General features: G+C 69.0%; 7 protein-coding genes. All 7 read left to right on the forward strand.

The window, feature by feature from the left end:
* A partial coding sequence (locus AB0436_RS30375) for a phosphopantetheine-binding protein (protein WP_366471147.1) occupies positions 1 to 573 on the forward strand: 573 nt, incomplete at its 5' end.
* A gap of 25 nt (positions 574 to 598) precedes the next feature.
* The gene (locus tag AB0436_RS30380; RefSeq protein ID WP_366471148.1) at positions 599 to 1516 is read left to right on the forward strand and encodes an ornithine carbamoyltransferase; all 918 of its coding nucleotides are present in this window, start codon (positions 599 to 601) and stop codon (positions 1514 to 1516) included.
* Between the two features lie 107 nt (positions 1517 to 1623).
* Positions 1624 to 3066, forward strand: a complete 1443-nt coding sequence (locus AB0436_RS30385) for an MFS transporter (RefSeq protein ID WP_366471149.1) — start codon at positions 1624 to 1626, stop codon at positions 3064 to 3066.
* Positions 3059 to 3868: an ABC transporter ATP-binding protein gene (locus AB0436_RS30390; RefSeq protein WP_366471154.1), complete on the forward strand. Its 810-nt coding sequence runs from the start codon at positions 3059 to 3061 to the stop codon at positions 3866 to 3868. Before AB0436_RS30385 ends, AB0436_RS30390 begins: the two co-directional genes overlap by 8 nt.
* Positions 3865 to 6354: an ABC transporter permease gene (locus tag AB0436_RS30395; RefSeq protein WP_366471150.1), complete on the forward strand. Its 2490-nt coding sequence runs from the start codon at positions 3865 to 3867 to the stop codon at positions 6352 to 6354. Before AB0436_RS30390 ends, AB0436_RS30395 begins: the two co-directional genes overlap by 4 nt.
* 203 nt (positions 6355 to 6557) lie before the next feature.
* Positions 6558 to 6773 (forward strand): MbtH family NRPS accessory protein, encoded by a 216-nt coding sequence (locus AB0436_RS30400; RefSeq protein WP_366471151.1) that lies wholly within the window; start codon positions 6558 to 6560, stop codon positions 6771 to 6773.
* A gap of 100 nt (positions 6774 to 6873) precedes the next feature.
* Positions 6874 to 11665, forward strand: a 4792-nt coding sequence (locus AB0436_RS30405) for an amino acid adenylation domain-containing protein (protein ID WP_366471153.1), incomplete at its 3' end; no start/stop codon positions are given.

Genomic DNA, 11665 nt, shown 5'->3' on the forward strand with positions numbered 1-11665 from the left:
TTCCTGGGCCGTATCGATGATCAGGTCAAGGTTCGTGGTTATCGGATCGAGTTGGGTGAGATCCGTGCTGCGCTGATCGCTCATCCGCAGGTGTCTGATGCGACGGTGGTGGTCTCGGAGGATCAGCGGCTGCTGGCCTATGTGGTGGGCCGCTCCGAGGGGTTGGCCGACGCGCTGGCGGGTTCGTTGCCGGAGTACATGGTGCCGTCGGTGTTCGTCGAGCTGGACTCGCTTCCGCTGACTCCGAACGGCAAGATCGATCGTCGGGCGCTGCCGGACCCGGACGAGAGCGCCACGGATGCCTTCGTGGGCCCTCGCACCCCCACGGAGGAACGTCTCTCCGCCATCTGGCTGGAACTGCTCGGCAAGCAAGCGAGTGTGCACGACAGCTTCTTCGAACTCGGTGGGCATTCGATCCTCGCCGTACGGCTGATCTCTCGGCTGCAGAACGAGTTCGACCTCGATCTACCGATGCGAATCGCCTTCGAGAGCCCGACGATCGCTCAGCTCGCCGTGGAGATCGAGGGCCGCGTCCGGGCCGAGGTCGATGCGCTGCTCAGCGACGCCCACTGACTACCGGCAGCGGAAGGACAGACCCATGCGACACATCATCTCGGTCAGCGACCTGACTGACGACGACCTGCGGCACATCATCGAGCGAGGCGCGGAGTTCGCCGCCGGACTGCGGGCGAGGCCCCTGGAGGGCGCGATCGTCGGGGTCTACTTCCGGCGCACCTCCACTCGTACCCGTACCGCCTTCACCAGCGGTGCTCTGCGGCTCGGGGCGCAGACGGTGACCTACGGGCCCGACGACCTGCAGCTGAACACCGGCGAGACCATCGAGGACACCGCGAGGGTGCTGGCGGGAATGCTGGACCTGCTGGTGGCCCGGACCGCCGACGACACGGCGGAACTGCGGACCCTGGCGGCCGGCGGACAGATGTCCGTCATCAACGCGATGAGCGCTGAGGAGCATCCGACCCAGGGGCTCACCGATCTCACCACGCTGTACAGCCACTTCGGACGGATCGAAGGCCTGCGGCTGATGTACGTCGGCGAGGGCAACAACAGCGCGGCGGCCCTGGCGCTGGCTCTGACCCGTTTCCCCGGAACCGAGTTGGAGTTGCGGACCCCCACGGGCTACGGGCTCGCACCGGAGATCCTCGCCGCGGCGACCGCTCAGGCGGAACGCAGCGGTTCGAAGGTGTCCGAGCGGCACGACATGGACGCGGCGCCGACCGGGCTCGACGCCATCTACACCACCCGCTGGCAGACCACGGGCACCAGTAAGCCGACCGCCGACTGGCGGGAGGTCTTCGCGCCCTTCCAGGTCACTCGGGAGCTCTGGGAGGACAGCCCGAACGCCGTCTTCCTGCACGACCTCCCCGCGCACCGCGGGGAAGAGGTCACGGCCGAGGTGCTTGACGGCCCGGCGAGTATCGCGTTCACCCAGGCCACGCACAAGTTGCACAGCGCGATGGCCGTTCTGGAATGGTGCTGGGCCAACCGACGATGAGTGTTGAGGAGGCGGCACCGCCCAAGAGAGAAGAGGCGGTGCCGTCCGAGGCGAAGGAAGTGCCGACCGGGGCGGCGGCTGCGCCGCGTCCGGAAGAAGCGATCACTGTGGCGTTGCCGGAAACAGGTGTGCCGGACGCCACCTGGGCGGACGTCTCGGCGCCCGCTGCGGTACCGGGGACGGCGCCCGCCGACGGGCGGGTGGCGGCCCCGCCGGGCAGGCGCAGGCACCGGTTGCCGCCGCTGAGCAGCTACCGGGACTTCCGGCTGCTGTGGACCGGTTCCGCGATGTCGGTCATGGCGGAGCGTTGCTCGGGCATGGCCTTCACGCTTCTGGTGCTCTGGCACACGGGATCGAAGAGCTCGGCCGGTCTGGTGGGCTTCGCCTCGCTGCTGCCGGCGCTTCTCGTGCAGCTGCCGGCGGGGGTGCTGGTCGACCGGCTGAACCGGCGCAGGGTGATGCTGTGGACCCTCATCATCCGGATGCTGGCCGTCGCCACGGTTGCCGTCTCGCTCCTGGAGGACAGGCTCTATGTGTGGCACATCGTCGCCGTGGCCTTCATCCAGAGCAGCATGACGGTGTTCTACCAGCTGTCCGAGCGGGCCATGGTCCGTGGCGTGGTGCCGTCCCGGCAGATGGGCGCCGCGATGGCGATGAACGAGGCGCGCTCCCGTGGGGTCAACTTCATCGGCAACCCGGTGAGCGGCGCCCTGTTCGGTCTTTCCGCGTGGATCCCGTTCTCCAGCAGCGTCGCGCTCTACCTGATGTCCATGATCACGCTCGTCCGGCTGCGGTCGGAGAAGGAGTCGCCCTCCCAGAAGAACAAGAAGAAGCCCAAGATGCGAGATCAGATCGCGGTAGGGCTGAGCTGGGTATGGAAACGCGCCTATTTCCGCACGGCGCTCCTCATCATCGCGGGCAGCAATCTCGTCTTCCAGGGGCTCATTCTCTCCGTGGCCGTGGTGGTCAGGGAGGACGGCGGCGCGGCGGGCACCATCGGTCTGATCATGGCTGCCGGTGGTGCGGGCGGCCTGTTCGGTGCCTTCACCGGAGGCTCGCTCAACAACCGGCTGCCGATGCGCAAGGTGATGATCCTCGCGCACGTCAGCTGGGCCGTTGTCATGCCGGCAACTATCTTTTTCAGACAACCGGTGGCACTTGGCGTTCTTTTCTTTATAACCTCGCATATAGGAGCCGCTGTTACCGTGTCTGGCATGTCCTACCAGGTGCGTATCACACCCAACAACATGCAGGGGCGGGTCGGCAGTGTCGTCATGCTCATCGTGTCGGGTGCGAGTTCGCTCGGCGCGCTCGGTACCGGATTTCTGCTGGAGGCAGTCGGCTCCCGGCAGACGCTCACCATCGTGTCGGGCGTGATGGCTCTGCTCGCTGTGGTGGCAGCCGTTGTGTTCACCCGCCGGGGGGCGGCACTTGAGGATCAGCAGGACAACGAACTCCCGACGAAGCCCGTGCCCGCGCCCATAGCGGACGGGTCGACGGCTGATCCCTTCACCACCATGCAGCTACGGAGAACGAATGTCGATGGATGACGCGGTGCGGCTCGAGTCGCTGACCAAGACGTATGGGTCCGGCGACAGCGCGGTCATGGCGCTGCGCGAGGTGCAACTCTCCTTCCCCAGGGGGAGCTTCACCGCGATCATGGGCCCCTCCGGCTCCGGGAAGTCGACCCTGATGCAGTGCGCCGCCGGACTGGACCGGCCCACGTCGGGCCGGGTGTTCATCGACGGCAAGGACATCGTCGGGCTGAACGAAACCCAACTCACCGAGTTCCGGCGGAAGTCGACCGGCTTCATTTTCCAGTCGTTCAACCTGCTGCCCTCACTGACCGCCGAGCAGAATGTGTCGCTGCCGCTGCGCCTTGCCGGGATCAAGCCCGACCGGCGTGCGGTGCTGCGCGCGCTCGGTCAGATGGGGCTCGAGCAGAAGGCCGGCAACCGGCCCAGCCAGCTTTCCGGCGGTCAGCAGCAGCGTGTCGCCATCGCCCGCGCTCTGGTGACCCGTCCGGCTGTTCTGTTCGCCGACGAGCCCACCGGTGCACTCGACCTCAGCACGGGTCGGGAGCTGCTCGACCTGCTGCGGAATCTGGTCGGTCCCCGCCAGCCCCAGGGGTACGGCCAGTCCCAGGGGTACGGGGCATCCGCCGCCGTTCCCGCGCCCACGGACGCGGAGAATCCGGTAACCACGATCGTGATGGTCACGCACGACCCCAACGTCGCCGCCTACGCGGACCGGGTCCTCTTCCTCGCCGACGGCAACCTGGTCGGCGAACTGATGAACCCCACGGCCGAGGCCGTCGCCGAGCGGATGACCGATCTGGCGGTGGCCCGGTGATCAGGGTTGCTTTCCAGACCCTGCGCTCACGCTGGGTGTCGTTCCTCGGCACCGTCGTGGCGCTGGTCCTAGGAGTCGCGCAGGTCGCGGCCATGGGCCTGCTTCTGATGACCATGATCAACATGCCGGACCGGCCCGCGGAACGCTTCGCGGACGCCCCGGCGGTGGTCCTGCCCCACGACCCGACCTGGAACCCGGCCCACCACGACCTGGGCATCCGTTCGTTGGCGGAGGCGAAGGGCATCTCTCCGGAGTTGCGGCAGAAGACCGCGGCCGTCGGGAAGACCGTCACGGACCGGGCCTTCTACGCCCAGCTCGAAGGCGGTTCCAAGAACCAGGTCGGCCACCCCTGGCCGGTGGCGCGGTTCGGCGGGTACTCCTTGGTGGACGGCAGGCAGCCGTCCTCCGACACCGACATCGTCGTCCCCTCCGACCAGGGCCACACCGGCGACCAGGTGACCGTCCTCACCGCCGACGGAGTCAAGAAGTACACCGTGAGCGGCACCGTCTCCCCGGTGGACTGGGAGGACGCGGTCTTCTTCAGCGACGCCGAAGCGGCCAAACTCTCCCCGCGGGTCGACGCCCTGGTGGCGCTCGGTCCGCTCGACAAGGTACGGACCGCCGTAGGCCAGGACGCCGAGGTGCTGACCGGCGAGGCCCGTCACCAGGCCGACGCCAGCGAGGACCTCGACCGGGAGGCGCTGGACAACACCATCACGCTGGTACCGGTGATGGCCAGCGTGGCGGGCGTCACGGCGATCTTCGTGGTGGCCTCCACCTTCGCCTTCGCGGTGATCCAGCGCCGCCGTGAGATCGCCCTGCTGCGGGCCGTCGGCGCGACGCCCAAGCAGGTGCGCAAGATGGTCCGCAACGAGGCACTGCTCGTCGGCATCCTGGCCTCTGTCATCGGTACGGTACTGGGTCTGTTCGGGGCTCAGTTGCTCGCCGACATGCTGATCGACATGGGAATCTCGCCCTCCTGGTTCAAGGTCCGTTTCTCGACGGACTGGACAGTCCTGGCGCCGCTCGCCGGTGCTCTCCTGGTCGGCGTCCTGGTGGCGCTCGGCGGGGCGACCGCGGCATCCCGGCGGGCCGGGAGCATCCGTCCCATCGAGGCGTTGCGCGAGGCGGCGGTCGATGACAACGGGATGACCAGGGGCCGGTTCTGGCTCGGCGCCGCGGGCGTGGCCGGCGGTGTGGGATGGACCGGATGGATCGCCGTCGGCAAGCCGGCCGGCGTCCTGTCGCCCACCACCTACGTGCTATCGCTCATGGTGCCGGTGCTGGCGGCAGCGGTGGTCGCGCCGCTCGCCGTGGGGCCGCTCGCCAAGGCGCTGATGTGGCCGTTCACCCGCTCCTCCGGAGCCACTGCCATGCTCGTACGGGAGAGCGTGCTGACCTCGCGCCGGCGCACCGCGGCGATCGCGGCGCCCGTGCTGCTCACCGTCGGCCTGGTGTTCTCGCTGATCGCCGCCACCGACTCGCTCGGTGCGGCCCGCGACAGCGGAGTGCAGAACTCGGTGAAATCGCAGTACGCCCTCGCACCCGACGGCACCCCGGGCATCAGCCCGGCGGTGGCCGACAAGGTCAGCCGCATCCCCGGAGTGCAGATCGCGGCACCGATCCTCACCACCATCTACACCCAGGACGAGAACCGGTTCGACGAGAACGACGCGTTGGTCGTGGACCCCGCCGCGCTGAAGCGGACGACGAACCTCAAGATCGTCAGCGGCTCGTTCGACAAGTGGGACGACCACAGCACGGTGGTGGCCGACCTCTGGGGTATGGACGTCGGTTCGACACTCAAGGTCATGATGGCCGACGGTTCCGTGGTCAACCTCCGCATCGCCGCGACCTACAAGGCGATGCGCGGCGAGGACGTGGCCTACCTGACCCCGAAGTTCGCCAGGACCGCCGCCTTCGCACGCGACGGGCTCGTCCGGCGCGCCTACATCTCGCTGAAGCCCGGCACCGACCGAGCCGCTGCCACGGCGGCGATCAACAAGGCCGTCGACGGCACCGGCGCGGACTTCATGACCAGGGACGAACTGGTCGCTTCGGAGGCCGCGTACGCACGGCACCTCACCGAGGTGCGGCAGACGTCCACCGCCGTGATCATCCTGATGTTCTGTTTCATCGCGATCCTCAACACCCTGCTCATGGCGACCTCTGACCGGCGCCGTGATCTGGCAGTGCTCCGGATGGCCGGGGCCACGCCGAAGCAGGTGGTGAAGTTCTTCGTCGCGGAATCGCTCCTGGTGGCATCCATCGGTCTGGTTCTGGCGCTGGCGGCGACGGCGGTCAATCTGGCCGGGTTGTGGGGCGCGCTGCTCCAGTTGTTCGGCACGACCCCCATCGTTGTGCCGTACACGGTGGTCATCGGCGTCGCCCTGCTGTCCACCCTGCTGGCCGTCATCGGCACCGTCCTGCCCGTCGGCGCGGCGCTGCGTGCCCGGACGCTGCAGTTCATCGGAGCCCGCGAGTAGCACCGTCCGCAGCGACCCACCCGCACCAACCGCAGTAACCCACAGGCCCACGCGGCCCGGTCCCGCCCCCCGTCGGGACCGGGCCGCGTGCTGTTTTGCGCGGCCGAAGAGGCCTCGGAGGGCCAACGGCCGCGGTTATAGAGGGCTGGTATAGCTCCCCGCCCGATGCTGAACACGAATCCGATCAATGAAGGGAATCCGACATGGCTGACGAACAGACCGACAACCGCGTCTACCGGGTCGTCCTCAACGACGAAGAGCAGTACTCGATCTGGGACGCGGACCGGGAGCTGCCCGCGGGCTGGCGTGCCGAAGGCACCGAAGGTGCCCGGCAGGCCTGTCTCGACCGGATCGAAGAGGTGTGGACGGACATGCGGCCGGCGAGCCTGCGCCGCCGCATGGCACAGACAAGCGCCTGAGAGTCTCTGCCGCCGGCCGTCGGCGGCAGAGACCGGTGGGCAGCAACACGCGGTACAAGCAGTCGACTTGCGACAGGAAAGGCCGGGAGGAGCGCTCAGCATGAGCACTGGCGAAGTTCGGACGGATCGGCAGGCCGAGGAGAGGCGAGAGGAACTGGTGCGCGCCCGCCTCGCCGGCGGTCGTAGCGGGCGACGCTCCGCGGTGTCTGCGGTGGACCGGGACGGCCCGCTCGCGCTCTCCCACGGTCAGCAGCAGATGTGGTTCCTCAGCCGGCTCGACCCGGACAGCTGGGAGTACAGCGTCCCGGTCGTGCTCCGGCTGCGCGGAACGCTGGACGAGGGCGTGCTGCACCGCAGCTTCGAGGAACTTCTGGGGCGCCATGAGATCCTGCGCACCCGCTACCGGCTCGAAGGAACCGAGCCGGTCCAGGTCATCGATCCGCCCGGCCCGTTCGACCTTCCTGTCGACGATCTCACCGCCCTTTCCGGGGCGGATGAGCGGGAGGCGCGCGCGACCGCACTGGCGGAGGCCGAGCCCGGCAGGCCGTTCGACCTGGAGAACGGGCGACCTGTGCGCGCCCGTCTCATCAAGATCGCTGCGGACGACCACCTGCTGGCCGTGGTCTTCCATCACGTGGCCTGCGACGAGTGGTCCGTCGGACTCTTCATGTCCGAACTCTCCGCGGTCTACGGCGCGTTTCTCGACGGCAAGCCGTCTCCGCTCGCCCCGCTGACGATCCAGTACGCCGACTACGCGGCCTGGCAGCGCAAGCGGCTGTCCGGTGACGGGCTGTCCGGTGACTCGCTGGAGAAGCAGCTCGACTACTGGCGCCGGCAACTCGCCGGCACCACCGCACTGGAAGTCCCCACCGACCGCCCCCGCCCTGCCATCCGCGGCTGGGACGGCGACGCGGTGCCGCTGGAGCTTCCGGCCCCGCTGGCCGAGAAGCTCCGCGCCCTCGGCTCCGAGCACGGCGCGACCCCCTTCCAGACCCTGCTCGCCGGCTACCAGGCGCTGCTCGCCCGCTACACCGGGCGCGACGACGTCCCGGTCGGCACCGTGGTGTCGGGGCGAAGCCGCCCCGAACTCGAGCAGCTGATCGGATACGGCATCAACACCCTGGTGATCCGTGGCCGCTGGGACGGCGACCCATCGTTCCGTACGCTGCTCACCGGCTCGCGCGAGACGGTCCTGGACGCGTTCGACAACCAGGAGTTCCCGTTCGCCCGGATCGTGGACGAGCTCCAGCCGGAGCGGGACATGTCCCGCACGCCGCTGTGCCAGGTCGCCTTCACGATGCACCGCGAGCGCACCAGCGACTTCCGGCTGCCGGGGGTGGAGACCGAACCGCTCGAAGCGACCTCCCGGGTCTCCCGCTTCGACCTCTCGCTGCAGCTTGGCGAGCGGGCCGACGGTTCCGTACGGGGCACGCTGGAGTACAGCACCGCGCTGTACGACCGGACCACCGTGGAGCGGCTCGCCCGGCACTTCGTGCGGCTCCTCGACAGCGCGGTCGCCCACCCGGATCTGCCTCTCTCGCGCCTCGAGATGCTGGACGAGGCCGACCTGGCCGTGATCGTGCCCGAACCCCAGGTGTTCCCCGCGCCGGACCGTACCGTGCACGAGGTCTTCCAGGAACGGGCCGCGGCCACGCCCCACGCGGTCGCACTGGTCCACGGAGGCCGGCAGCTCAGCTACGGCGAGGTCAACGCCCGCGCCAACCGGCTCGCCCATCACTTGCGCGGGCTGGGTGCCGGTCCCGGGACGCTGGTCGGCGTCAGCCTGGACCGCGGTCTCGACCTGGTACCCGCCCTCCTGGGCGTGCTCAAGTCCGGAGCGGGCTACCTGCCTCTGGACCCCGAGCACCCGGCCGACCGTATCGGCTACACGCTGGGCGACGCCGGCGCCCGGATCGTCGTCACCTCCGGTCACCACGCGGAGCATCTGGCGGGCGTACTCGACGGCCGGCTGATCGTTCTGGACGACGCCTCCGACGCGGCGGCGCTGGCCGCCGAACCGGACACCGACCCGGAGTCGGGTGCGCTGCCGAACGACCTGATCTACACCATCTACACCTCGGGTTCCACCGGCCGCCCCAAGGGCGTCGGACTCACCCACGCGAACGTACTCCGGCTGTTCTCGGCCACCGAGGAGCACTTCGGCTTCAACGAGCGGGATGTCTGGGCGCTCTTCCACTCGTACGCCTTCGACATGTCCGTCTGGGAGATATTCGGCGCCCTGACCCGCGGCGGCCGCCTGGTCGTGGTCGATCCGGAGACCGCACGCTCGCCCGAGGACTTCCTGCGGCTGCTCGTCGAGCAGCGGGTCACCGTGCTGAACCAGACCCCGTCCGCCTTCCGCGGCCTGGTCGGCCTGGCCGCCGACGGCGACCCGCTGATCGACGAACTGGCTCTGCGTGCCGTGACGTTCGGCGGCGAGAAGCTGGATATCCCGGGGCTGAAGCCCTGGACGACGCGGCGCGGCCTGGACCGTACGGCGCTGGTCAACATGTACGGCATCACCGAGACCACCGTGCACACCACCTACCACCGGCTCACCGACTCCGACGTGGCGTCGCCCCTGGGCAACGCGGTCGGGGTCCCGATCCGGGACCTGCAGGTCCACCTGTTCGGTGAGCACGGTGAGCTGGTGCCCGTCGGAGTGCCCGGCGAGATCCATGTCGGCGGTCCGGGCGTCGCGCAGATGTACCTCAACCGCCCCCGGCTGACCGCCGAACGATTCGTTCCCGATCCGTACGGAGAGCCGGGCTCCCGGCTCTACCGAAGCGGCGACCTGGCCAGCAGACGGCCGGACGGCAGTCTGGACTACCACGGCCGGATCGACCACCAGGTGAAGATCCGCGGTCACCGCATCGAACTCGGCGAGATCAAGACCACGCTGACCTCGCACCCGCTGGTGCGGGACGCCGTCGTCGTGGCCCGCGAGGACACACCGGGCGACCGCCGGCTCGTCGCGTACGTCGTGCCCGCCGCCGAGGCCGTGGCAGCGCCGAGCGAGCTGCGGACGCTGCTCGCCCGCTCGCTCCCCGAGTACATGATCCCGACCGCCTTCCTGATCATCGGCAAGATCCCGCTGACCGTGAACGGCAAACTGGATCAGGCCGCGCTGCCCGCTCCCGACCGCGGTGCCCTCGGTATCGAGACCACCCATGTCACGCCGCGCACCCCGGCCGAAGAAGAGATGGTCGCGATCTGGCGCGAGACCCTCGGGGTCGAACAGGTCGGCGTCGAGGACAACTTCTTCGACCTGGGCGGCGACTCGCTGCGGGCGGTCGCCCTGGTGGGCGCCCTGCGCAATGCCGAGCACGACGTCACGGTCCGCGACGTCTTCGAGTACCGCACCCCCGCCCAGCTGGTCGAGTTCCTCACCGGCCGGCCGGCTCCCGCCGAGGTCGAGCCGGCCGTCGTGCCCTTCGCACTGCTCGCCGACGAGGACCTGGCCAAGCTGCCCGATGACCTGGTGGACGCCTACCCGCTGGCGCAGGTGCAGCTCGGCATGGTGGTCGAGATGCTTGCCGACGACGGCCGGAACCTCTACCACAACTCCACCTGCTTCCGGATCCTCGACGAGCAGCCCTTCGAGCAGGCAGCGCTCCAACAGGCCGCCGACCTGGTGATCGCCCGCCACGAGATCCTGCGCACCTCGTTCGCCCTGGAGGGCTACTCGGTGCCGCTGCAGCTCGTCCACGACGCTTCCCGGGTCACCTGCCCGGTCGGCGGGCGTGACCTCACCGGACTCGACCCTGCCGCGGTCGACGCCTCGCTGCGCGCCTTCATGGCCGAGGAGCGCACCCAGCTCTTCGATCTGACCAAGGCTCCGCTGATCCGGTTCACCGGGCACGCCTGCGATGACGGCAGCTGGTGGCTGACGCTGACCGAGTGCCATGCGGTGCTCGAAGGCTGGAGCCACCACTCCCTGCTGATGGAGCTGGTCACCGCCTACCGGGCGATACGGGACGGGCGTCCCCCGGAGGAGCCCGAACCGGCCGCCGTCCGCTACGCGGACTTCATCGCCGCCGAGCTGGTCTCGCTGTCCTCCGACGAGGACCGTGACTACTGGCGGGACATCCTCGGCAGCCACACCCCCTTCGAGCCCCCGGCCGGCTGGGGCGACGACCCGGCGACGACACCCCGCGGACTGCACCGCGCCTGGGTGCCGTACCACGACCTGGACGCCGGGCTCCGCAAGCTGGCCGGCCAGGCCAAGGTGCCGATCAAGAGTGTGCTGCACGCGGTGCACCTGAAGGTGATGAGCCAGCTCACCGCCGAGGAGTCCTTCTGCACCGGTCTGGTGACCAATGCCCGGCCGGAGGCCGTGGGCGCCGAGCGGGTCTACGGGGTGTACCTCAACCCGCTGCCCTTCGCCTTCACCCGTGGCGCCGAAACCTGGCGTGACCTGGTGCGCCAGGTCTTCGACCAGGAGATCGAGATCTGGTCGCACCGCCGCTTCCCGCTCGGTGCGATGCAGCGTGAACTGAGCACATCCGACCGCCTGGTGAACGTGCGGTTCAGTTACCAGAACTTCCGACAGGTCGACCAGGACCTCGTCGACTACCCGGCCACCATCGACGACAGCCCCACCGAGTTCCCGCTGGGTGTCTCCACCCGGGCCGGCTTCATGGTGATCACCGCCAACCGGCATGTCATCGACCGGGCCGGTGTGGATCGCCTGGCGGCGATGTATCGCGCGGTGCTGGAGTCGATGTCCGCCGATGTGGACGGTGATGCGCGTGTGGTGTATCTGCCCGGTGGTGAGCGGGAGCGGGTGCTGAGCGGGTGGAATGACACGTCGGTGGTGGTGCCGGAGGTTTCGGTGCCGGAGTTGGTTGGGCGTTGGGTTGTTGAGTCGCCGGGTGCGGTGGCTGTGGAGT

Source organism: Streptomyces sp. NPDC051322 (assembly GCF_040689485.1).
In the GTDB taxonomy this organism is placed as follows: Bacteria; Actinomycetota; Actinomycetes; order Streptomycetales; family Streptomycetaceae; genus Streptomyces.

Excerpts from the sequence above, each read along its gene's own strand:
- AB0436_RS30380 (WP_366471148.1), top strand. The coding sequence starts at position 599 with ATGCGACACATCATCTCGGTCAGCGACCTGACTGACGACGACCTGCGG.
- AB0436_RS30390 (WP_366471154.1), top strand. The coding sequence starts at position 3,059 with ATGGATGACGCGGTGCGGCTCGAGTCGCTGACCAAGACGTATGGGTCC.
- AB0436_RS30400 (WP_366471151.1), top strand. The coding sequence starts at position 6,558 with ATGGCTGACGAACAGACCGACAACCGCGTCTACCGGGTCGTCCTCAAC.